This is a genomic window from Sorangium sp. So ce726 (assembly GCF_051521405.1).
GTDB lineage: Bacteria > Myxococcota_A > Polyangia > Polyangiales > Polyangiaceae > Sorangium.
This window is the reverse complement of record NZ_CP150349.1, coordinates 4,414,737-4,439,363: the sequence shown is the minus strand read 5'-3', so window position 1 is coordinate 4,439,363 and position 24,627 is coordinate 4,414,737. Positions and strand designations below refer to the sequence as shown.

The following is a 24,627-nucleotide window of genomic DNA, read 5'->3' as shown; positions in this document are numbered from 1 at the left end:
CCGGGTGCTCCGTTTAATGAGGTGAATTCCGCTACTTAGGCCCGACTGCCGCGCGGGATCACCCCTCGCCGATGGCGATCCCGAGCGCCTGACGCAGCGCGAAATACTGATCGCTTGTCGAGAAAACGATCAGCTCCTTGAGCCTGTCCTGGGGAGGGAGATCCCCGGGCTGCTGCGGCTCGGCGGCGATGATCTTCTTCGCGATCTCGAGATCGCCGGAGAGGAGCAGGCCGGTGCGCGCCGAGGTGATGTCGACGCACTGGACCCACCGCTTGATGTTGGCCTTCGCGCCCTCCGCAAGGAACTTCTTGACCACCATGCGGAGCCCCTCGAGCTGCATCGGCTGCATGAACCCGCGGAGCGTCTGCGCGGTCGCCGTGATCTGCTTCTCGATGTCCGGCGGAACCGACGTGTCGGGCGCGACGAGCTTGATCCCGGCGAAGAGGAGCACCGTCAGCTCGGTGACCGTCGGGAACAGCGTCTTGATGTAGTGCTCGCCGCGGTACATCGCGAGGTGCTTGCCGACGATGAACGTGAGCTCCTGCGGCGAGAACCCGGTCAGCACGGTCTGACCCGCGACGGACGCCGGCTGCTCGTTCGCCACCGCGACGAGCGCGCCGGGCACGTCGCTCCGCACGTAGAGCCGCGGCGCCGGCAGGCCCAGGACGTTGGCCGCCCACCCGAAGGTCCGGGCGAACGTCACCGTCGAGGTCGCCGGATCCTGCAGGAAGCGCTGATCGAGGACCGGCAGCTCACGGCGCTGCTTGAGCGTCTCGATCTTCGCCCTGAGCGCGGCCCCCGCGATCATCTCGAAGATCTTGCCGACGTAGAGGTTCTCCTCCTCGTGGAACAGGTTCCTGATCCACTGCTCGTTGTCGAGCCGGCTCTTCGCCTGGATGAGCCCCTGCGGGCGGTAGTCCTCGAAGTACTGCTGCTCGTCGGGATCGGCCTTGCGGAGGAACGACAGCGCCGCCGCGACGCACCAGGCCTGGTCGTAGCGCTTGCTGTCCACGTACAGGCGGTAGAGCCGCTTGTACGGGTCGATCTTCATCGGATCGATCTTGACCATCGCCTGGAACTCGCTGGTCGCCAGATCGAACTGCTCCGACTGCTCGTAGAGCTCCGCGAGGATCAGGTGCTCCGTCGCGTCCTCGGGCTTGAGCCGCGACGCCATGCGGAACGTCTCGACGGCGGCCGTCCTGTCGCCGAGCCGATCGCGGTAGATGAGCCCGAGCGCGTGCCAGAGGCTGTACTCGAGGTCCGTGTTCCCCTTGCCGGCGACCCGGTGCAGCATCTTGCGGTACGCCCGCTCGAGCTGCTTCCACTCCTTCTGCGCCGTGAGGATCTTGTTGATGCGCTCGAAGGCCTCGAGGGAGTGCGGGTTCAGGTCCAGCGTGTCGTTGAACAGCTCCACCGCGCGCGCCGGGTCGTCCAGCTTGTCGCGGTAGATCTGCGCCATCGTGTAGAGGTAACGGCTCTTCCGATCCGGCTGCGGCTCGAGCTCCGCGATGCGCTGGAGGCAGTCCACCATCCGCTCCCACTGCCCCGTGCGCTGGTAGAGCTGGAGCAGCTTGTGGAGCAGCACGTGGTTCTGCGGCTCCAGGTCGAGCGCCTCCTCCAGGGCCTCCACGCCCTTCGGGATGTTGTTCTCCTTGTCGACCCAGGTGTCGCCGATGTCGTTCAACATCTTGAACCGCTCGGCGCCGTCCATGATGTTGTCGAGGATCAGCCGCTTGTAGTGGCAGACCTGCTTCCAGTCCTTGAGCGCGTCGTAGACGGCGACCATCGCCTCGAGCGTCGGCCGGTGCGCGGGCTCGGCCCCGAGCGCCTTCTCGAAGTTGTTGACCGCCTGCTTCGACTGCCCCTGCGCCTGCTTGATGCAGCCGAGCTTGTAGTAGACGGTCGCGCGCTCCTCAGTCTCGGCCTCGTCGAGGCTGGTGAGCACCTTCTGGTAGTTCGTCAGCGCGCTCGCCCAGTCGCCGAGCTTGAAGCTGACGTCCGCCAGGCCCCGGATCGTCTCCTGATCGGCCAGATCGAGGTTGTGCGCTGCCGTGTACGCCTTGAGCGCGGCGTCGTCCTTGCCGAGCCGCTCGAGGACCCGCCCGAAGGTCCGCTGCAGCCGGTGCTGCTCTGACCTATCGCGCTTGCCGCTCTTCCTGACGAGCATCTCCGCGAGCGGCTCGGCCTGGGCCCACCGCTCCGTGGAGACGTACTCGCTCAGGAGCGGCATCGCGGCGTCCTCGTTGTCGGGATCGCTCTGGAGCGCCATCTCGTACGCCTGCACCGCGAGCGCGTGCTCGCCGAGCATGTCGTCCCGGAGCTTGCCGAGCTCGACGAGCAGCCGCGCCTTGGCGCGGGGCGCGTCGGTGTTCATCTGCTCCTGATCGAGGTAACGCGCCGCCCGGTCCCAGTCGGCCGCGTCGATCGCGATCACCCGCAGCGCCCCCAGCGTCGGCACGTGCGACGGGTCGAGATCGAGCGCCATCTCGAAGCGCTCCTGGGCCTGGACCCGCTCACCGAGCTTCTCGTCGAGCTGCCGGCCGATCCGGAAGTACATCTCGACGCGCTGCTTGCCGTCGGCCGTCAGGTCGGCGACGCGCGTCATGTACTCGATGGCCTTCGCCGAGTTGTCCTGCTTCTCGTAGAGCTTCGCCAGCGCCTCCAGGGCCGGGATGTGCGTGTCCTGGATGTCGACGATGTTCAGGTACGCGTCGATGGCGCGGTCGAGGTCCTCGATCTCCTCTGCGTAGACCTTGGCCGTCTGGGACCAGAGCTCGATCTTCTTCTGCCGATCCTCCGCCGCGTTGATGTGGCGATCGTAGGTGTTGATGAGATCGTGCCACTGGCGGAGCCTGCGATAGCAGCGCTCCAGGGCCTCGAGCGCGGGCTCGTGGCTCGGGTCGATCTCGACCACCTGCTCGAGGCGCGCGGCCGACAGATCGGGCTTCAGGAACTGCTCCTCCTGGAGGGTCGCGATCTTCATCAGCACGTCGATGCGCTCGCGCTCCGTGGTGACCACGTCGAGCTGCATCTCGAGGACGCGCACGAGATCCGGCCACTGGTGCGTGGCCGTGTAGACGCGCTCGAGCCCCCGCATCGCGAGGAGGTTCGAGGCGTCGATGTCCAGCACCTCGCGGTAGACCGCGCCGGCCTTCTCGATCAGGCCGAGCTTGGACTCGTAGAGGCCGGCGGTGCGCAGCTTCACGGCCGCGACGACGTCGGACTCGCTCACGGCCCGCGCCTTGCGGAGCAGGACGTCGACGAGATCGTTCGACTGATCGCGATCCGTGTAGATCCGCTCCAGCGCCTCGAGGGCCGGCAGGTGCAGCGGATCCACGTCGAGGGCGCGCCGGTAGAAGCTGAGCCCCTGCTCGACCTCGCCCATGTGCTTCTCGAGGACCTCGCCGAGCTCGGTCAGGACCTCTTTCCGATCGACGTCGGTCACCGCGACGTTGAGGGCGCTCGTCAGCATCTGCCCCTGCTGCTGCCACTGGCCGGTCTTCTTGAAGAAGTTCGCCATCTGGCGCAGCACCGCGACGTTGTTCGGGTCGTGCGCGAGGATCTGCTGGTAGTACGGCTGGGCGTACTCGGGGTGGCCGAGGTCCTCCGCGTACCACTTGGCGAGGCGCAGGCAGAGCGTGATCTTCTGGAGCGGGGCCGTCTGCTGCTGCAGCCACCCGTTCACCGTCTGCACGAGCTCAGGCCAGCGGTTCGTCGCCTGCGCCATGCGCTCGAGGTAGCGGACCGTGTCCATATCGGAGAAGTCCATCTCGAACGCCGTGAGCAGCGCGTCGAAGGCCTGCGGCTTGTCCTCGAGCTGCTCCTCGAAGACCCGGGCCACCTTGCGGAGGATGTCGGTCTTGTCGGAGACCTCCTCGCGCGACTCGAGCCGAGCGAGGTAGAGCTCGATGAGCGGCTCGCTCCGCCGGGCCGCGTCGTGGAGCTCCTCGAGCGCCGCGAAGGCCTGGTCGTGCGTCGGCTCGAGCTCCAGGACCTTCTCGTACGCGAGCGTGCCCCGGTCCTTCTCCTCGACCTGGTGCTCCCAGATCTGCGCCACCTCGAGGTACTCGCGCACCTTGTCCGCCGGCGACTCGTAGGCCGCCGCCCGGCCCATCTTCACGTCGATGACCTCGACCCAGCGCCCCTCGGCCCGGAGCAGGTTCTCCAGGGCGGCCATCGCCTCGAAGTCCTTCGGGTCGACCTCGAGCAGCTTCCTCCAGGCGTCGATGGCGTCGTACGCCTGCCCGAGGACGTGCTGGTAGGTCGTCCCGAGCTCGCGGTACAGCGCGATCACGTTCTCGGCCGGCAGCACGTCCCGCGCCCGATCCACCGTCTGGTGGAGCGAGCTCACGATCTGCTCGGGCTCGTTGCGCAGCCGCCAGATCGCCGCGATGGCGTAGAGCGCCTCGAGGTTCGCGTAGTCGATGTCGAGGACGCGCTGGTAGTCGTCGAGCGAGGAGTCGTCGCGGCCGAGCTGCTCGTGGAACAGCTTGGCGCGGCGGAGCAGCACCGCGACGCGCGACTCGTCGTCGATCGCGATGTCGTAGTGGCGCTCGAGGACGTCGCAGAGCTCAGACCACTGCCCCACCCGCTCATAGAGGTTGGACAGCGCCGCGAGCGCCTCCGGATCCTCGCCGCGGAGGTCGAGGACGCGCTTCCAGGTCTCGACCGCGCCCTGGACGTCGTTCAGCCGATCGGCGAGCAGGTGCGCCATCTTGGCGCGGATGTCGGCCTCCTGGCTGTCGCCCATCGCGTTCTCGAGCTCCCGCTCCAGCACGACCTTGAGCTGGGTCCAGGCCCCCTTGGCCGTGTAGATGCGCTCGAGGGCGCTGATCGCCTGCTCGTTCGTCGTCTCGAGCTCGTCGAAGATGCGCCGGAACGCGCGGATGGCGTCGTCGAGCTGACCGAGCCGCTCCTCGTACGTCTGCCCGAGCCGGAGGTAGAGGTCGACGAGCTCCGGGCGATCCTCGGTCGCGCGCACCCGCTGCTCGAGCACGCTCGCGAGCTCCGGGTACTGCTCGAGCTGCGTGTAGATCCGATCGAGGTTCGAGAGCGCCTCGGCCTCGAGCGGCTCGATGCCGAGCACGTACCGGTACGTCTCCTCGGCCTTGGCGACGTCGCTGAGGTCGGTCTCGAAGACCCGCGCGAGCCGCTTGCCGATGCCGGTCTGGACGTCCTTGTCGCTGTGGATGCCCAGCACATCGGCGTACGCGTTGGCGAGCATCTCCCAGCCGCCGTCGACCGAGCCGGCGAGCCGCTCGACCTCCTCGATCGTCTTCTCGTCGCCCGGGTACTCCTTCAACGCCCGCATGAAGACGGCGAGGGCGCCGTCCGGCGAGATGAGGCGCTCCTCCTGGAGCTCCCCCAGCCGGTAGTACATCGCCTGCCGCTCCTGCGCCTCGGTGAGGTGGGTGAGCTCCGCCTCGAGCACCCCGCCGAGCTTCTCCCACTCCGCCGCCGCCTGGTAGAGCGGCTCCAGGATGGCGCCGATCTCGATCTGCTTGATCCCGGCCGCGAAGAGCCCCTCGAGGGCCTCGAGCGTGGGCGAGTGCTCGGGGGCCGCCGTGAGCACCTCGCGGTACGCCCCGATGGCCGCGGGCAGGTCGTTGAGCCGCGTTTGATAGACCACGCCGAGCCGGTACTTGAACTCGAGGATCTCGTCCGGCGACTGCGCGATCTCCGACTCGCGCGACAGGATGGTGACGAGATCGCCCCACCGCTCGGTCGCGGTGAACAGGCGATCAAGCGACGCGATCGCTGTCTGGTTCTCCGGCTCGACCTCGAGCACGCGCCGGTAGCGCGCGACGGCGCTGTCGATGTCGTCGAGCTGCGTCTCGAAGATCTGCGCGAGCCGGAGCCCGAGCTCCACGAAGCGCGCCGGCTCCTCGCCGAGCCGGCCGAGCTCCGTGTCGTACAGCGCGGCGACCTGCGGCCAGCGGTTCACCATCATCGCGAGCCGCTCCAGGTTCGAGAGCGACTCCTCGTTGCCGATGTCGAACGTCACCGCCCGCGCGTACGTCTCGAACGCGGTGACGTGGTCGCTCAGCATCTCCTCCGAGAGGCGCGCGACGCGGTGGAGCAGATCGACCCTCTCATACGGGTCCTCGGCCACCTTGACCCGGACCTCGAGCACGCTGATCAGCTTCTGCCACTCGCCGGACGCGTCGTAGATCGGCTCGAGCACCAGCGCGGCGCCGAGCGGCTCGCGGCTGCCGTCCTTGATCTGCTCGAGCGCCCGCAGCGTCGGCTCGTGGTCGGGCATCTGCTGCAGGAGATCGCGGTAGAGCTCGATCGCCCGGGACACGTCGTCCAGGTGCTTCTCGTAGAGCTCCGCGATCCGGTACTGGTAGCTGATGCCCTCCGCCGGGTCCGCGGTGATCTCCGCCTCGTGCTGGAGCACGCTGAGCAGCTCGAGCCAGTTCTGCGACGTCTGGTAGAGGACGTCGAGCCGCCCGAGCGCCTGGAGATCGTCCGGATCGATCTCGAGCACGCGCTGGTACGTGTCGATCGCGCTCGCGACGTTGCCGAGCTCGCGCTCGTACACCGCGCCGATCTGGTAGTAGATGCGCTTCTTCTCGTTCGAATCGAGGACGAGATCGGCCTTCTTCGCGTAGACCGAGAGGAGCTCCTGCCAGCGTGAGAGGCTGAGGTAGAGCTTCGTCAGCGCGTCGATCGCCCGCAGATCCTCGGCGTCGAGCTCGAGCACCTTGCCGTAGACGGCGATGGCCTGATCGTGCCGCTCGAGCACCTCCTCCTCGAGGCTCGCGGCCTGGAAGAGGGCGAGCTTCTTCTCGCTCAGGTCGTCGAGGATGTCCGCCTTCTGCTGGAGGATCTGCGACAGCTCGTTGTAGCGCTCCGAGGTCCTGAACAGCCGCTCGAGCGACTCGGCCGCGTGCAGGTTGCGCGGATCGATCTCGAGCACGCGCCGGTAGTGCCCGACAGCGCTGTCCATGTCGCCGAGGTCTCCCTCGTAGATCCGCGCGCTCATCGTGTAGAGCGAGCTCGCGAGCTCCGCGTCGGTCTGCTGCGCCGCCAGCGTCTCGAACACGCGCGCCAGGTCGGCGAAGCGACCGGTCGCGCGCGCGAGCCGGTCGAGCCCCTCCTGCGTCGACTCCGAGGCCGGATCCTGGCTCAGCGCCCGCGCGTAGGTGTCGAAGGCCGAGCTGAGGTCGCCGCCCGCGTCCTCGTAGAGGACCGCGATCTGGTGGAGCAGCTCGACGCGACGGGTCACGTCGTCGCTGCGCCGCACCTGCACCTCGTGCACCCCGATGAGCTTCTGGTAGTCGCCCGACTGGCGGTACAGCGGCTCGAGGATCTCCGCGATCGCGACCTCGTGCTCAGCGATCTTCCCGAGGCGCTCGAGCGCCCCGAGCGCCTCGACGTTTGTCGGCTCGCGCTCGAGCACCTGCCGGTAGATGTCGATCGCCGAGTCGACGAGCCGCATCCGCGACTCCCGCAGCGCGGCGAGCCGGAGCATCAGCCGGATCTGGGACTCCTCGTCGACCGCGATGCCGAGCTGCGCCTCGAGGTTGTCCGCGAGCTCTTCCCACATGCCCTGGCGGCTGAAGAGGCCGTCGAGCGCCGCCAGCGCCACCATGCTCGTGTTGTCGATGGAGAGGACCTCGCGGTAGGCGGCGATCGCCTCCTCCGGCTGCCCGAGCCGCTGCTCGTAGACCTCGGCCATCTGCGCGTAGAGGCCCTCGCGCTCGGTCGGCTCGTGCACGAGCTCGATGCGGCGCCGGTAGACGCCGATGAGATCACCCCAGCGCTCGGTGCGCCGGTAGAGCTCGTCCATCGCCTCCAGCGCCTCCGAGTCGGCGGGATCGATCGAGAGCACGCGGAGGTAGCCGTTCGCCGCCTCCTCGACCTTGCCGAGCCGCTCGTGGATGCTCGCGAGGCGCATCCAGTACTCGCGGCTCAGCCGGGCGTCGCTCAGCGAATCGGCGATCTCGCTGAAGATGACGTCGAGCCTGTCCCAGGCGCCCGCCTGCGCGGCGAGCGACTCGAGCTCCGCCCGCGTCTCGGCGTGCGACGGGTCGTCCTTGAGCGCCCGCGACTGCGCGTCGAACGCGCGGCCCAGGTCGCTCAGGCTCTCCGCCGCCGTCCGCGCCACCTTCCGGAGCAGCGCGACGCGGGTCGCCGTGTCGCCCTCGGCCGCGGCGAGGATCTCGAGCGCCTGGATCAGCTTCTCCCAGTCGCCGCGCCCCTCGTAGATCTCCTGCAGGATGGCCGCCGCCTCGGCCCGCAGGGACTCGTTCGAGAGCAGCGCCTCGAGCGCGAGGCGCGCCGCGTCGTTGCCCGGATCGAGGATCAGGATTTCCTTGTAGTTCTCGAGCGCTCCAGCCGCATCGTTCAGGTGCTTCTCGAGGGTGCTCCCGAGCCGGAACTTGAGGTCGATCAGCGCCTGCTCGTCGAGCGGGGAGTCGATCCGCTTGCGGAGCACGTCGACGTACGACGCCCAGTCCTGCTGCTCGCGGTAGAGCTTGTCGAGCGCCGCGAGCGCCTGCGGGTCCGTCGGCTCGTCGTCGAGCACCTGGCGGTACGTCCCGACCGCCTGCGCCGCGTCGCGCAGCTCCCCTTCGTAGAGCTCCGCGATCGCATAGAGGATCTGCTTGCGCTCCTCCGGCTCGGTGACGATGCCGAGCTTCTTCTCGTAGATGCCGAGCAGCTCGCCGAACCGGCCCGTCTCGCGGTAGAGCCGCTCCAGCGCGCCGATCGCGGCCTGGTTCTCGCCGTCCGCCTCGTACACGGCGCGGAACTGCGAGAGCGCCTCGTCGATGCGCTTCACCTCATCGAGCAGCACCCGCCCGAGCCGGAGCCGGAGATCGACCCCGAGCGCGATGTCCCCTTCGCCCTCGGCGCGCGAGATCGCCGACGAGTAGGCCTGGATCAGGGCGTCCCACCCCTCGGTCGAGCGCGCGGCGCGCTCGACGTCATCGATGCACTGCTCGTCCTGCGGGGCGATCTGGAAGGCCGAGAGGTAACGCTCGAACGCCCGCTGCGGCTCCTTGAGGCGCGTCTCGTAGAGCGCCGCGACCTGCCGGTAGAGGTCGAGCCGGGAGACGTCGTCCTGGTCGTGCGAGAGCTTCACCTCGATGGCGCCGGCGAGCCCCTTCGGGTTGTTCGCCTGCGTGTAGATCGGGATGAGCGCCTCGGCCGCGGCGAGGTGCGAGCCGTCGATCGAGAGCACCTTCTCGTAAGCGCGCGCCGCGCGATCCGCCTTCTGCTTCTGGACCATCCAGAGCTCGGCGATCTTCACCAGCAGGCTGATCTTGGCCGCGTCGTCGGTCTCCTTGGCCTCCTGCGACTCGAGGACCCGGATGAACTCGTCCCACTTGCCGCTCTCGGCGTAGAACACCTCGAGGTCGTCCCAGCGCTGCAGCTGGAGGTACGCCTTCTTGAGCGCCTCCTGGGCCTTGCGGTCCTGGGGGTTCAGCGCGATCACCTCTTGCCAGGCCTTGACGGCCGCCTCGTCGTCCTTGAGGCGCTCGCCGTAGAGCTGCGCGAGCTTGCTGAGGAGCGCGAGCTTCTGGGCGCTGTCGAAGGTCGTGTCGACCTGCTTCTGCAGCACCCTCGCGAACGCCTGGTAGTCCTTGTTCTTCTCGTAGAGCCCAGCCAGCGCGTTCAGCGCCTCGGGGTTCTCCGGGTCGTTCGCGAGGACCTCGTCCCAGAGCTCGATGCAGAAGTCGACCTTCTTCACCCGCTCCGACGCGAGCTTCGCGATCTCGAGGTACTTCGCGGCGCGATCGCCGCCCTCCGGGAGCGCCGCGGCCTCGCGGCGGAGCAGCCCGATGAGCTTCTCCCAGTCGCGCCGCTTCTCGTAGCTCTGACGGAGGAAGTCGATCGCCTGCGCGTGCTCGCCGTCGATCGCGAGGATCGCCTCGTAGCACTTCACCGCCTCAGCCGCGTTCGAGAACTTGCCCGAGTAGAGGTCCGCCGCCTTCGCGTAGTTGTCGATCTTCTCGGCGGGATCCGAGACGGCCTCGGCGATCTCGATCAGCGTCTTGACGTACTCGTTGTACCGCTTGGCCTGCTCCTGCTTCTGGGCCTTGGCCTTGAGCTCCTCGACGCGGCCCGCGCTCTCCGCGGCCGGGGGCGGCGGCGCTGTCGGCCGCCGGCCGACCTCCGAATCGGCAGGCCTGCTCTCGGCAGGAGCCCGCGCAGGCGGCGGCGGCTCGATGTCGGCCACCGAGGACCTCGCGTCGCGCTCATCCACCGACGAGGCGTCCACAGGAGCGCTCGCGGGCGCGCTCACCGGGGCCGGCGCGCTCACCGGGGCTGGCGTGCTGAGCGGGGCCGGCGCGCTGACGGGCGCAGGCGCGCTCGTGGGAAGCGGCGTGGCGTCCGCAGGCGCGACGGCGACGGGCGCAGGCGCGGCCGGCGCGACGACGACAGGCGCGGGCGCGACGACAACAGGCGCAGGCGCGGCAGCAGCCGGCGGAGGCGCGGACGGCGCGACTGGCGCGGCCGCGAGGCGCTCGCCGATCTGCGCTTCGAACGCGCTCACGCTCGGGTGCGTCGGGGCGACCGCCGAGAGCCTCTCGAACCAGCTCCTGGCCCGGATGAGGTTGCCGAGCTGGCGCCAGGCGATGCCGCCCGCCTGCGCGATCATGTACGGGGAGCTGCCGTTCTGGTTGGCAGCGCTCTCCGCCAGCGACGCGACGCGCTCCCAGTTGCCCTCCTTCGTCCCCCAGAGCTCGCGCAGGTACGCGAACGCAGCCTCGTTCGAGGGGTCGAACCGGAGCGATTCCTCGAGGAGCTTCGAGCCGATCTCGACGTTCTGGTGCCGCGTGGCCCAGCGGACGCCAAACTTGAACGCCGCCTCGCCGCGCGCCACGCCGGCGCGCGCGTCGAGGATGCGGCGCTGGGTCTCCACGATCGCCTGCGGCCGCTCCGCCTCGACGAGGAGCCCCTCGAACATCGTCGCGGCCTGCTTGTCGGAAGGCGCCGTCTCGTACGCCCTCCGGAGCAGGTCCTCGAGTTGACCGCGATCGAAGCGCTTCGCGAGGCGCGCCGCGCGGAGCAGCAGCCGCTTGCGCTCGTCGGTGCTCGCGGCCGCGTCGGCCGCGTCCACCAGCTCCGCCATGCGCGCCGACCACGACGACTGATCGACCTGCATGTCGAAGAGGCAGGCCCGCGCCTCCTCGCTCGTCCCGCCGCTCGCGGCGAGCCCTTTCGCGTACATCTCCGTCGCGCGCTCGAAGTCGCCCGCGTCGCAGAGCACGTCGCCGAGCTCCACGCGGAGCTCGGCGGCCGCGGTGCCCTCGGGGGCATTCCTCAGCTCGAGCTCCAGGAGCTTCTGGACCATGTTGGTCTTGCCGAGGTCCCAGTAGATGGAACGAGCCGACTCCAGCGCTTCGAGAAGCGCTGGATTCAGCTTGTAGGCGTCCTGGAAGTGCTTCAGCGCCTTGACGGCCTGAAGGAACTTCTCCTCGAGCAGCCGCCCGAGCTTCAGGTGATATGCCGCCTTCCGGGTCGCGTCCCCTTCGGCCGCAATCCCCTTCTCGAGCTCCTCGACGAGCCCTTGCCAGTCATGAACCGACTCGAGATGATTGAGACGCTGCGCAAGATCCATTGATTATCGACCCTCGGCCCCGACCTTCGAACGAATTGAAACGCTTAGGTGCCCCGTGCCGCGCGCGGCATCACGGCTACTGACCGCCGAGCCGCGCGACGAGCGTGTTCGCCGTCTCGCACTCGGTCTTGAAGCTCGCCGCCTTCGAGCCCTTGCAGGCGCGCGTGGTGAACCCCTTGAGCATCTGGATCGCCTCCTGCTTGCGCGGCGGATCCAGGGTCGCGTAGGTGCTCCCGAGACTCCAGAGGATCTGTACGGACTCGGGACCATCCGCCGGCGCCACCGCCTTGGCGGCCTCGAGCTCGGACACCATCTCCGCCGTGGACCCCCGCTCCTGGTAGACCGACGCGAGCAGGCTGTGGACGCCGAAGAGGTACTTGTCCCCCGGCTTCGCGAACGACTTCGCCTCCTTGAGCACCTGCTCGGCCTCCTTCGTGTACCCGAGACGGGTGTACAGGTCGGCGAGCACCGCGTAGTAGCGGATCTCGTTCGGGTTGTGCTCGATCGCCTTGGTGAGGTTCTCGAGCGCCTTCTGCTCGTCGTCCGTCCAGAGGAAGATGTTGCCGAGCTGGGAGTAGCAGTCCGCGAAGTTGGGGTCGTTCTCGATACACTTCTGATACGGCTCTTTGGCCTCTTCGTAGGAGATCGTCTTCTTCTTCGCTTGCTGCTCGAGCGCCCACCCCCGTTCGAACCAGTAGTTGGCGAACTTCGGAGCGATCTGCGTGGCGCGAGCCAGCGTCGATGCGACCTTGTCCCACGCCTCCGACTTCTTTTGCGCCATCGCGAGCTTGAAGAAGATGCGGTGGCTCGTCGGGTCGAGCTTGGTCGCCTGCTCGTACTTGTTGGCCGCACCGTCAGGATTGACGGCGACCTCTTTGTCAGCCTGATTCGACAGGTTGGCGGCCTCCTGCCGGTGCCGGCTGCAGCCCAGGCCCGTCGCGCTCGCCGCGACCAGGCCAACCATCAAGAATGCCCCAAGCTTCATCTCGCTCACCTTTCGAATGGCCCCGGCATCGCCGGCCTCTGAGTGACCTGGGCGTCGCGTCGCCCCTCTTCAAAACGTCCCGGAGTCGGCTGCACCGCTCCTTCAGCGTCTCGGAGCCGGCTGCGCCGCTCCTTCAGCATCCCGGAGACGGCTGCGCCGCTCCGTTAGCAATCTCGGACACGGGCTGCCCCGCTCCGTGTGGCACCGTCACAAGCGTCCCGAGGTGGCGCGCGTTGAACCTCGCGCGGCGACGCGAGAATAGGCGGAGGCAACCGCGGAAGTCCAGGGCTTCAGACCCCGCGCATGCGCCTCGCTGCAGCGCCTCCACGCGGGCCCCCCCCACCCTCCCCCGCGCGGCGGGCGCCGAGCTGGCCCCCCGCCGCAGACCCCTGGCCGCGCCCAGCGCCAGCCGCGTCCCGCGCTGAAATGGAAAACGCCCCGCACTTGGCGTGCGGGGCGTTCGCTCGAACCGAACGGCGAGGCGAGCTCAGCCGCCGGGGCTGAGCATGATCGGGTAGACGACGGTGACGATACCGCCCTCAGGCTGCGGGAACGACAGGCCGTAGAACGCCCGAACGACACAGGAAACTACGCCGTTATCGGGCAGATCCGATCCGCCGTTACCCACGTTGGAGACCGCGCCGTCGCGCCCGATGACGAAGCGCACCGCGACACGGCCCTGCAGATTCGGGTTGTTCCTGAGCCCGTTCTCGTAGCAGAGCCGGAATCGACCGAAGTTCTGGCGGACGATACGCTGGATGACCTCGGGGGGCAGACGGCCGCTCACGCTGGTCGCACCCATACGCACCTGCGGCGGCTTGGTGCGATGCGACCCACCCAGGCGGCCATGACCGGAGCCGAAGCCCTGGCCGGTGCCGGTGCCGGCGCCGTGCCCGATGGTGCCGATCGAGCCGAGGCCGATGCCCTCGCCGCGCCCGCCACCACCCTCGCCGATGCCGGAGAGGCCGAGGCCGCCAGCGCCGAACGAGTCGCCGATCTGATCGCCCCACATGTTGCCGCGGGCGCTCAGCGGATCGTTCCCGAGCGAATCGTCGCGTCCCCACGGCGCGGTCGGCGCGTTCGGATCGCCGCCTGCGCCGGCGTTCAGCAGCCCGATCATGCCGAACTCCGCGGCGTCGCGGAGCGCGGCCTGGCGGGCGATGTGCGGATCCGGGTTGTCGGCGGGCCCCTGGACGCCGTAGCGGTTGCCGGTGGCCTTGGTGTTCGGGTTACCCATCGAACCCTCTTCACCCTTGGCGCGTGTGCCGGTGCCACCCTCCTTGTTGTCCGCCGCGGTGTCAGCGACCTGCTCGGTCTCCTTCTCCTCCATCTCCTTCTCGGCTGCCGCCGCGAGGTATTGCTGGATGAGGAACTGCTGGTCAGCGGAGATCCCGTCTTCGCCCGTATCGCCGAGGGGCGGCATGAAGAAGGCCATCGCCGCGAGCAGCCCGAGGTGCACCGCCATCGAGAGGCCCGTGTACAGAAGGCTCTGCGTGTCCAGCTGAAGGTGGCCAGCCACGACCTTGCCCGCGTTCACGGCGGACACCTGGAAGACGATGCCGTCGAGCTCGACCTTCGCCTTCCCACCGGACGGCAGCGCCATCTGGTAGGCGCCCGAGAGCTCCGAACACGGCTGCGTGAGGCCCTGGTCGATGGCCTGCTGCACCGTCATCTTCGGTCGACCCGGGATCTCGATCGTCCCTGTCGCGCGGGGCAGGAGCACCACGGAGACCGAGCCGGAGCGATCCGCGAGGAGGATGGGTGCCCGCGTCGTGCCGAGCTTCTCCGAGGGGATGAAGTAGTCGCACTTGAAGTTCTTCCCCGCCTCCTCACCCACGTAGAAGGAGCGCGGCGGCGTGAGGTGCTCGACGTGGAGCACCGCGGCATCCCACAGAATCATGACCTCGACGGAGGCCGCCGGGACCTCAACTTCCTCGCTCGGCACGTCCGGCCCGTTCTTCACGAGCGTGTACGTGTAGGAGCCCTCCGGCGCGTCCGGGGGAACCTCGTCGACGGCCGGCGCCGACTGCGCGAACGGGTTGTTGTAGGAGAACGGGTCCCCCCCGCCCGCGGCGGCCGCCGCGAACGGGTTCCCAGGCGGAGCGGCCGCGAACGGATTCCCGGGCGCCGCAGCGCCAAACGGGTTCCCACCAGGCGCCGCCGCAAACGGGTTGGCGGGGACCGGCTTCGCGGGGCCCGCTGCCGCGGCCACCGCCACCGGCTCCGCGCGCTCCAGCATGATCTTCGTGCCGCCGATCTGGAGCTGATCGCCTGGGCTGATCTTGCACTTGTTGACGCGCGCCCCGTTCACCATCGTGCCCGGCTCGTTGCCGAGATCGATGAGCGTGATGTCCTGCGGGGAGGCGACCTCGATGACCGCGTGCATGCGCGAGGCAAGCTCGTCATCGACACGCAGATGGCTCTTCGCGTCCTTGCCTACCTTGACGATATCCTGGGTGATCGTCTCCCGGCGGACGAGCGCCTCGTTTTGGTAGAGCGCAAATGTGAGAGCGACCCTTTGCTTGCCTTCCATCTCCGCCAGCCTTCCCTATGCGCCGCGCGGCGCACGCCCCCAGCACCGGGGGGTAAATCGATAGGGCAGGTGCCAAACCTGCCCGTCACATCAGAGGTTCTCGACCGACTTGAGCATCTCCGGAACGAACGAGGTGCGGGGCCTGATCAGCGTCGTCCGGACAGGGCCGGGCCGCACGCGGATGGTGGCGTCGTTGGGGCCGAACCCGCCGGCGTTCAGCGGATCATCGGAGAACTCGTACCCGTAGCCCGCTTCCTTCTTCCCACCGCCTGGAGCTGCGTCCTGCGCGAACGCCGATGAGGCGACCACGCTCGTAAGAACGGCAGCCACGACTCCCGCACCCAATCGGGTCAACCCTCTCATTCCAGCCTCCTCACAATGTTTCGACTCGGTTACAGTGCCATTGTACCGCCTTCCGCGGCGGCCGGTCAACCAGCTTCGCATGTCATCGAGGCGTCGGAGAACATGACCCACACACGCCTCGACAACCGATTCCACCCAAGGTTCCCAGAACGCTGCGACGAAGACGAAAAGAACGAGCCCCCTTCTCCTTGATGCAACTTCGTGCAGCGAGAGAAGAGGGCTCAAGGTGCCGTTGTCTGTCGCACCGCCACGCGGTCCGACCCGCCCGTCGAGCTCGCTCGGAATACTACCGTATCCCTCGCTCACCCTCCTTGCGACCCGGACCGATCGAGACGTCCGCTGTGGCGGAGCACATCTTCGTGCGCGACGGGCTCATCCGCGTCGTTCGGCTCGCTGCGGCGTACCTTCGTACCCCTCACTCGCCTGCCTACCGGCTGAGCCCGTGTTACACGGACCTGCACCCCGCCATCGACGGTCCCCAGGACGAGGCTCCGCTACTGGGTAGGAGCCGGGGCCGGGGCCGGGGTCGTCGCTTCGCCCCCTTCACCCCCTTCGCCCTCGCTCCCGGCAGCTGCCTCCTGCTCGGCTTCCTTCGTCTTCATGTCGGCCTCGGCCGCCTTCCGCTCGGCTTCGGTCTGCTTGTTGAAGGCGATGATCTGGTCGATCTCGCTCATACGCTCCTTCGACCGCTTCACCGCATCGGCGAACTCGGTGCTGGCGCCCGCCTTCTGGATGAACTGACCGAACAGCCCCTTCGCCGACATGAGGGCGCCCTCGGCCCCCTTGCCGCCCGACTTCGCCTTATACTCCTGGGTCAGGATCGCCTCGTTGTAGTAGGTCTCGGCGCGCTCGGGGGCGACCTTCTTGGCGGCGTCGAGCTCCGCGCTGGCGGCCGCCACCATGCTGTCGAAGTTCGCGTCGTCGATCTGACCGCGCAGGGCGAGCGCGAGGCCCAGATGAGCGTCGTAGTCGTTCGGACGCATCTTCAGGGCCGCGCGGTACGCCTCGTCCGCCTGCTGGAACCCGCGGAACTGGAGGTTCACCGCTGCGTAGTTCATCTGCGCCTCGTAGAAGGTCGGGTCGAGCCTCCTCGCGAGGTTGAACTCCTGCACAGCGCCGTTCAGGTTCGCCAGCTCGACCTGGATCATCCCCGCGGTGTTGTGGATCGGCGCGTAGTTGGGGTTCTTGCGGATGGCCTGGGAGCAGACCAGCGCCGCGAGCTCCAGCGCCTGGGTGTCGACCTTCTTCTGCTTGCTGACGTTGGTCGCGACCGCCTTGCCCGTCCTCCTGCCCGCCTTCTGCTTCGCCGTCTCCAGGTAGTAGATAGCGAGCTGGTTGAACGCGGGCATGAAGGCGTCGTCGACGGCCAGCGCGCTCTGGATGTACCGCTTCGCGCGCTGGAAGTCGTTGGGGCCATCGTTGTCAGCGACCTGGTTGCCGCGCTTCATGTACAGGAGCGCGAGGTGCACGAGCGCCTCGACGTTCTTGTACTGAGCATCGACGACGGCGGCCTGGCGCATCTCGCTGATCGCCGCGTCGATGTTCCTCTCGCCCGACTCCGCCAGGTTGTAGAGCGCCACCTGGACCCGCGCGGGGTGGAACTTCGGGTTCTTCTGAAGCGCCTCCGTGAAGTGCTTCTTCGCCTCCGAGTCCTTCTTGCAACGCTGGTACGCGAGCCCCGCGTTGTAGATGGCCTCGGCGAACGTCGTGCTCCCTTGCTCGTCCGCCGCGTCCAGGAACAGCTGGGCCGTCGAGCTGCAAGTCGCCTCGGACCAGTCCCCAGCCTTGTCGTGCTGGACCATGGTGTCCATGGCGGTCTTGAACTTGTTGGCCGCCTCGACCGACACGGCCTGACCCTTGCTGTCCGTGATCGTCTTGCCCGTCGTCGGGTCCTTCGCCCCGTGAGCCGTACCGCCGGTGCTCCCGCCGCCACAACCCGTCGCGGCCAGAAGGAGCACCGCAACCGCTGCCAATGAGGTGATGCTTCTCATGTTTCGCTCCATCACTTCCTGGGTCGGGTCGTGGCCCGATCGAGCGCCGAGCCTTCCTTGGACGCACCAGCCGCCGCCGGCGCCGCCTTCTTGTCCTCGCCCGCCTTCTTGTCCTCGCCCGCCTTCTTGTCCTCGCCCTCTTCCTTGTCCTTGCTCGCAGCCGGCTTGTCGGTTGCGGTCAGCGCTTCTCGGAAGGGGGTCCCGTCGAGGTTCAGCGGCGCAGGGCGTTCGCTCATGCCGGAGTTGACCCGCGACGGCGAGCCGCGGAATTCGTCGATGAGGTGGTACTCGGCGCCGTAGTTCTTCGACAGCCACACCTCGCAGGTACGCGAGTAGTCATCGAAGTACTGGTACTTCACGGACAGGTCGAGGCAGGTCTTGAACGCGCCCTTCGCCATCTGCTTCTGCGGCTCGCTCGCCTCGTCGAGGCGTGAGTAGTACTCACCCCGGATCTCGTCGTACGAGACGTCGGTGCCCGGGACGATGCCGTGCCCCTTCCATTCCTTCGGGATGGGCGCGGCCCGGAACTCGGCGACGAACTTGCCCCACATCTGACCGACGCGCGCGCCGGCTGCGATGACCCACTTCGGCGGAGGCGTCGGCTCCAGCTTGAGGATCTTCTGGTACTCGACGTCGGCCGCCTCGATCGCCGGGCGCTTCTTCTTCACCCAGTCGGCGACCTTGGTGTTGATGTGCTTGAGGACGTCCTCGCGGTTCCCGGAGCCCTTGTACTCGGGGAACTTGATCTTATCGACGTCCTTCCGCTTCTGCTCGGCGAAGTGGAAGTACGCCTCACCCACCGCGGTCAGCACCTTGCCGAGCCGGCGCAGCTTCTCCGGCTCCTCGCCGCCGATCGCGTCGAGCTTCTTGAGCGCGGCCGCAGGGTCCTTCCAGTAACCGCGGACCTTGTTGTACTCGCCGTTCGCCGGGGTCACGCTCTTCGTCTGCAGGAGGACGCGCGCGTACATCGCGTGCGCCTGCACCTGGACGTCGAACGTCGCGTTGCGATCGATCTGCGGCATCGCCGTCGACAGCCGCCGGCGCGCCTGATCCCAGTCCTCGCGATCGATGTAGTGTGCGCCGATCGCGAACGCGATCTGCGCCGTCTGCGCCGGCTTCGCCTTGCCGTAGTTCTTGTTGAAGAGGTCGGCGTCCTTGATCGCCTGGTCCTCCTGACCGAGGCCGAGCCGCAGCACGACCGCGTCCTGGAGCGCCTCCGCGGCCTTGTCCCCCTTCGGGTTCTCGCGGGCGTAGCGCTCGTACCAGTTCGCCGCCTCGTCGTAGACCGCGATCGCCTGGTAGTTGCCGCCGATCTCGTAGATCGACGTCTTCGCCAGCTCGGTGTTGTGAAGGTTGTACCGCGGATCGAGCAGGATCTTGCGGGCCGAGATCGACTTGGCGATGAGGCGAGCGGCCTGGAACGCCTTCGCGGCGTTGTAGAGGATCTCCTCGCTCTTCTCGCACGCGGCCTGCTTCGCCTCGCAGGCGGCCTCGCCGTACTTCTTCCACATGTCCATGTAGGCGACGGCGGCCTTCTCGTAGTTCTTGAGGGCCTCGACGCCGCCGGCCGCGTCCGCAGCCTCGACGAGCTTCTGGGCGCGCAGGCGCTCGATGTCGCGCTGGATGCGGATCAGGATGCCGCACTGCTCGGCGTTCTCCTTCTCCTTGCCGCCCTTGCAGTAGAGATCGACGAACTTGGGCACGTCCGCGGCCATGTCGTCGTAACAAGACGGACGCGGCGGATCCATGTTCGCGCCGAGCACGTTGAGCGACTCGAGGTAGAGCTGAGACGCGTAGATGCCGACTTCCTTGTCGGCGTGGTTCAGCGCCACGTCGCGGAACGCGAGCGCGGCCTCCTCCCAGTGCTGCGCCTCGAAGTACGTGCGGCCGCGCGCGTACTTCACCTCGACGTACTGCTCCTGGGCCTCCTTGTCGTTCGCGGCGGGCTTGATGTAGCAGACGTACCGGTTGAAGGCGGTGATCATGCCCTTCTGGCTGTCACTGAAGTCCTTGGGCTGGAACTTCGCCTTCTCCGCCTTCTTGTCGCCCTTCTTGCCCGTCCCACCGTCGGGGAGATTGCCGGACCCCTTCTTGTCGGAGCCGTCCTTGTGGGTCTCGGTGTAGATGTTCTGGTAGCAGAGCACCGAGGCGTACGCGGCCTCAGCCGCCTGCGGGCCGTTCGGGTCCTCGGCCACGACCGAGTCGAACGCGGGACCGCACTTGGCCCAGTCCTTCTGGAAGTACAGAAGGTCGGCCATCGCGTACTTGATCTTGAAGATGTTCGGCCAGTCCTCCTTCAGGATGCGAGGGAACTCGAACTTGGCGAACTGCTCCTGCTTGAAGTTGTTGACGACCTTGTCGTAGAGCTGCGCGGCCAGCTGCATCGTCTTCCTGTCGCCGGTGCCGCGCACGCCGCCCGAGCCCACCGCCTCGAGGTGCCAGGCCATCGCCGTCTCGGTCAGCAGACCGGCCGTGATGTTCGAGCACTTCAGCTTGGCGTCCGCCGGGTGCCCCTCGCCCTGGAACTTATTGTGGACATCGAGCTGGCGCCCGAGCTCGCCCATGATCTGGTCCTTGTTGCCAGACTTCATGGCGAGCGTCGCCTCCGCGATGTGCCCCTGGTAGACGCAGTACCTCGGGCCCCGATCGCGGGTCATCAGGTCGGTGTAGAGCTCGATGCCCTCCTTGTAATGACCGGTGTCGAGGTAGTTCTGCCCGAGGTCGTCCATCATCTTGAACGTCTTCTCGGAGCTGCCGCTCGTGTCGCCGCTGAGCGGACGAAGGAAGTCGTGCGACTTGCGCGGGTCGCCCGCGAGCGCGTAGACGGGGATGATGTCGCGCCGCGCCGAGACCGCGAGCTGTGCCGCGTTCGGCATCTGCTGGAACTGCTGCCCGTACTCGATCGTCTTCTTGAACTCGCTGATGGCGCGGGCGAAGTCGCCCTTGTTCCAGTAGACGTACCCGAGCTTGTAGTGGGCGTAGCCCCAGACCTTGTTCTCGGGCGGCGGGTACTGGGTGACCTTGACGTACGACTGCTCGGCCAGGTCCCACTTGGACGGGTCGCCCTGCGCCTCGTTGAAGAAGAGCTCACCGAAGGCGAGGTACGCGTTCGGGATGTACTTCGAGTTCGGCCAGTTCTTGATGAGCTCGAAGTAGACCTTGCGAGCGTCCTCGAGCTGCTGGGCCTGCTCGTACTCATAGGCGAGGTAGTAGAGGACCTCGTCCGTGCAACCCGTGCTCTTCGCGGGGTCGGCCGCGTTGGTGCTCTGGCAGTACTTCGGATACTGCGTCTTCAGGTCCGTGTAGTACTTGATCGCCTGCTTTCGCGCGAGGCTGAGGATCTTGTCGGCCTTGGCGATCTCGGCCTTGAGCCCGGCGACCGCCTTCGGGTTCTTCCGCTTGGCCTCGTCCGCCTTGATCTGCCCCTCGGTCTTGTCGCGGAAGGCCGCCGACTCGAGCTCGACGTAGCCCTCGGCGAGGCGCCGCATCAGCTTCGGCCGGTCCGGCGCGTTCTTCGGCGTCGAGGAGTACAGGCCCTCGAGGCCCTGGATCTCCGTCACCAGCAGGCTCCTCACCTTCGGGGCGAGGCGATTGCGCCGCTCGTCGCGCTGCGCCGAGGCCTGTGAAGCCGTTGGATTGGTCGGCTTCGTCAAGTCGTCGCGCTTCTTCAGCTGGATCCCCTGCGGGGCTGACTTGAAGCTGACCTGCGGCTTCTTGCCCGCCGACACCTGGAGCTTCCCGCCCGGACAGGCGGCGATCGCATCCTTCGCCGGCTGCGTGATGCACGCGTCGGCCGCCGACGCGGGGCTCGTTGTGACCGCGCACGCCGCCACGGCCAACGTACCCGCCGCCGCGCGGAGCGCATGCAGTACACCGAACTTCGACTGCTTCATCTCCATCTCCGTCCCTCCGCCACGGACCCCCGTGAGGAAGCGCTGCCTGCCCCGCGACCGCCGGCCGCGGGGCCAACCATGATGAAATCGCTCACTTGCTGCACTTCGACGTCACGACCTGCCGGTAGAAGCCGAGCTCGTCGCGCCAGTACTCGCCGTCGAACGGCCAGAGCACGTGCTCGTCGTCGGGCTTGACAACGCCGTACGTGAGCGCGTCCTCCTTCGACAGCTGGCCGCTGACGACCTGCTGATCCAGCTTGTTCCTTTCGGCCGCGGTGATGTCGATGAGGATCTTCGACGAGTCGCGGAGGTGCTCGTTGAGCTCGTCAAGGTTGCGCTGGTAGCGCTCCCGGCCGAGCGTGCCGGCGTTCCGGATCGCGAGGCTCCTCGCGAACTCGAGCGCGTCGGTCACATCGCTGCCGACCGGGGAGTTGCGGAAGTTGGCGGGCGCCTTCTTGAACCGATCCGCCTCCTCATCGAGGATGCGCACGTACTCCATGTTGCGGCGGAGCTGGCGGTCGGAGAGCGCGTTCTCGACGATCGGCCGGACCCTCGGCGGGATGTCGCCCTTGCCGGCGCCCACGTCCTTCAAGAACTGGAAGAAGCGCTCCTCGTTCCCCTCCCCCTGGTATCGCGACAGGATCGACTCGAGGTCCTTCTTGATCGGCTCGTACTTCTTCTTCATCTTCGCGACGATCGTGGTCGCGTCGCCGTACTGGCAGATCGTGAACGAGACGACGGCCTTCAGGATGTCGGCCTCGGGATAGAACGAGTTCGGGAAGTAGGGCGACTCGATCGTGTGGATGTTGCCGAGCGCCTGCGGGTACAGCCCGGCCATGAAGTACGCCCAGGACTGCTCGAAGAGGCTGTCCAGCCAGTACTCGCTCGCGACATCGACGCGGTTCCAGTACTTGACGGCGGCCGAGAGCTTCGCGGCGTCGATCGTCGGAACGTTGTTGTCGTCGAGGCGAACGGACGCCGAGTAGTAGGTGCGCGCCATCGAGAGGAACGCGAGGTCGCGCATGCGCGCCTCGTCCTCGAGGCCCTCGACGCCCTCGTCGATCGCCTGAACGATGCGCTGGAACGACTTGACCGCCGGCACCGATTTGCGCAGCTGCACGTACGAGATGCCGCTGAAGAACTGCGCCTGGACGTAGTACTTGCTGTTCGGGTCGACCTTGGCGAAGAGGCTGATGGCCTCCTCGTAGTTCCGGTTCCGGTACTTGTAGCGGCCGAGCAGGTAGTTGAGCTGCCAGTAGAGGTCGCGCTGCTGGGGGTTGTTGAACCGCGCGATCTGCTCGGTCTTGTACTTGCCGACGCGCTCGATGATGTCCGCCGGCTCCGGGAGCTGCGTCGCGAGCTTGGACAGCCAGAGCAGCGTCTCGTTGAACTTGAGGTGGTTCGGCTTGTCGGCGATCTGCGAGAAGATCGCATAGCTCGCCTGGTAGAACTGCAGGCGGTAGAGCGCGATCGCGAGGTGGTACTGGGCGATCTGCTTGTTGCCATCGTCATCGCCGGTGTCGCCGTCGACGACGCGCTTCAGCTGCCGCGCGGCGTCGCTCCACCGCTCGCTGTCGAAGAGCCGCTTGCCCTGCGCCGCCTCCTCCGTCATCTGGCCCGCGGTCACGGGGCCCGCATCCTCGTCGGCGCTGACCTCTTTGCTGGGCTTCTTCTCGCCCTTGGCGTCCGCCTTTTCAGCCGCGACGGGCTTACCTTTGCCGGGCTGCGCATGCCCCACGGCGGGGGATAGCAACAGGGCAGAAGCTACAAGGCAGATACTCGCCACCCGGTTCCGCATCGTCGTTCCTCGCTTTCGGCGACGTAAAGATCGTGGCCCCTTCGCCCCGTTCGCGGCTCCACACACGGAGAACGCGCGCCGTAGACCCCCGAGGCAGCTCGGTCAGGAACCAAAAAGTTCAATGAGAATCAACGGATACTTGCGTGTGGCCGGGGATGGTAGGATTGTGGCGCGCAGCTTGTCAAGCGATGCCGGGCGAGGGGCCCCCTCTTGCATTCCCGTCCTGAGACACCGGGCGCGGGGTCGACCTTGGGGTTGCGCACTGCGTAGGAGTCGAGGGTGGAATTATCGAACGGAGGCGCTGTCGCTTCCTTAAACGCGTTCGTCGCGCCGCCGCCGCATCGCCGCCGCCCAGGCGGCAGCCTTACCGTCTGCCGCCAAGGGACCAGCGCGCGCAGGGTCGAACGCATCGCACCGGCGGCGCCCGCCACCTCGGCGACGTGGACGGGCGCGCCCCATCCGGCTGTTGACGCTCAAGGCGCGCTTCGTCTAGGGTCCAACCGCTGACGTTGTGCCTTTGAGCACCTCGACTTGAGCGTTTTCTTGCCTCCCGTCCGCGCGCCGCTGCCGAATGCGGTGGCGCGCACCGCCGCCGAAGGAGCACGTTCTGATGACCCGTTCCATTCTGTCCGGCCTGCTCGGCCTGCTCAGCGTCGTCGCAATGGCGAGCCTGCCCTCCGCGTGCGAGAGCGGCGGCGTCGGCGACCCGTGTCTGCCTGAAGACGAGTACGATTCGCAGTTCGCTGGCTTCAAGGTGACGGAAGAGAACATCGAATCGCGGTCCTTCCAGTGCCAGACGCGGATCTGCCTGGTGAACCACTTCCAGGGGCGCGTGAGCTGCCCGCTCGGCCAGGAGGCGCCTGCGACGTGTGCACCCGGGCAGGCCGGATGCAGTGACTGCGCCCAGTCGGGGACGTACGCGCCCGACTGCGATCCGACGAGGCCGGACGGCGGCAACAGCCAGTGCCTCAGCGGCATGTGCGACGCCGCGGGCGCCTTCTGTCGCTGCGGCGCCGACGCCGACTGCCCCGGGAGCGGCTGGAAGTGCGAGGAGGGCGTCTGCAAGCTCTACCTCTGCCGTGACGGCTTCACCGGCTGCCAGGACCCGACCAAGTCGGCGGCAGAGAACGAGGGCAAGGCCTGCTGCGTGCCGGGGACCGACGACCAGGTCGCGTCGCCCGTGTGCGGCCAGTGCGCCTCCAACTCGAACCGGAACGCGCAGCAGGCGGTGTACTGCTCGTGCCGGTGCGGCGTGGCGGATGGCGAGCCGGACGACCCGAACTTCAACTTCTGCGAGTGCCCGCAGGGCTTCACCTGCTCGGAGATCCGGCCGAACGTCGGCCTCGGGGACCCGAACATCACCGGCAAGTACTGCATCAAGCAGAACACGCAGTTCGAGAACGAGGGGGCCTGCGGCGACGTGCAGGGCCGCGCCAACTCGGACCAGTGCGAAGGCTTCTAGGCGTCGGGTGACCGGCCGTCGCGGTTC

General features: G+C 67.6%; 8 protein-coding genes. 1 reads left to right on the top strand and 7 read right to left on the bottom strand.

The window, feature by feature from the left end:
- Nucleotides 1-58: 58 nt before the first annotated feature.
- The 7 genes from WME79_RS16585 to WME79_RS16555 all read right to left on the bottom strand — a co-directional run bounded on the left by WME79_RS16585 (nucleotide 59) and on the right by WME79_RS16555 (nucleotide 23,093).
- On the bottom strand, nucleotides 59-11,575 hold the full coding sequence (locus WME79_RS16585; RefSeq protein ID WP_437536492.1) for a tetratricopeptide repeat protein: 11,517 nt from the start codon (nucleotides 11,573-11,575) through the stop codon (nucleotides 59-61).
- Nucleotides 11,576-11,651: 76 nt separating this feature from the next.
- A complete protein-coding gene (locus WME79_RS16580) occupies nucleotides 11,652-12,560 on the bottom strand; it encodes a tetratricopeptide repeat protein (protein ID WP_437536489.1) in 909 nt (302 codons plus the stop codon).
- A 487-nt stretch (nucleotides 12,561-13,047) separates the two neighbouring features.
- The gene (locus tag WME79_RS16575) at nucleotides 13,048-15,093 is read right to left on the bottom strand and encodes an AgmX/PglI C-terminal domain-containing protein (protein WP_437536486.1); all 2,046 of its coding nucleotides are present in this window, start codon (nucleotides 15,091-15,093) and stop codon (nucleotides 13,048-13,050) included.
- Nucleotides 15,094-15,183: 90 nt separating this feature from the next.
- Nucleotides 15,184-15,423, bottom strand: a complete 240-nt coding sequence (locus WME79_RS16570) for a hypothetical protein (RefSeq protein WP_437536483.1) — start codon at nucleotides 15,421-15,423, stop codon at nucleotides 15,184-15,186.
- A 527-nt stretch (nucleotides 15,424-15,950) separates the two neighbouring features.
- Nucleotides 15,951-17,447 (bottom strand): tetratricopeptide repeat protein, encoded by a 1,497-nt coding sequence (locus WME79_RS16565; RefSeq protein WP_437536481.1) that lies wholly within the window; start codon nucleotides 17,445-17,447, stop codon nucleotides 15,951-15,953.
- 11 nt (nucleotides 17,448-17,458) lie between these two features.
- The gene (locus WME79_RS16560; protein WP_437536478.1) at nucleotides 17,459-21,340 is read right to left on the bottom strand and encodes a tetratricopeptide repeat protein; all 3,882 of its coding nucleotides are present in this window, start codon (nucleotides 21,338-21,340) and stop codon (nucleotides 17,459-17,461) included.
- Between the two features lie 91 nt (nucleotides 21,341-21,431).
- Entirely contained in the window at nucleotides 21,432-23,093 is a 1,662-nt protein-coding gene (locus WME79_RS16555; RefSeq protein WP_437536476.1) for a tetratricopeptide repeat protein, read from the bottom strand.
- A gap of 655 nt (nucleotides 23,094-23,748) precedes the next feature.
- Between WME79_RS16555 and WME79_RS16550 the strand changes: the two genes are divergently transcribed.
- A complete protein-coding gene (locus WME79_RS16550) occupies nucleotides 23,749-24,600 on the top strand; it encodes a hypothetical protein (RefSeq protein WP_437536473.1) in 852 nt (283 codons plus the stop codon).
- The last annotated feature ends 27 nt before the right edge of the window (nucleotides 24,601-24,627 follow it).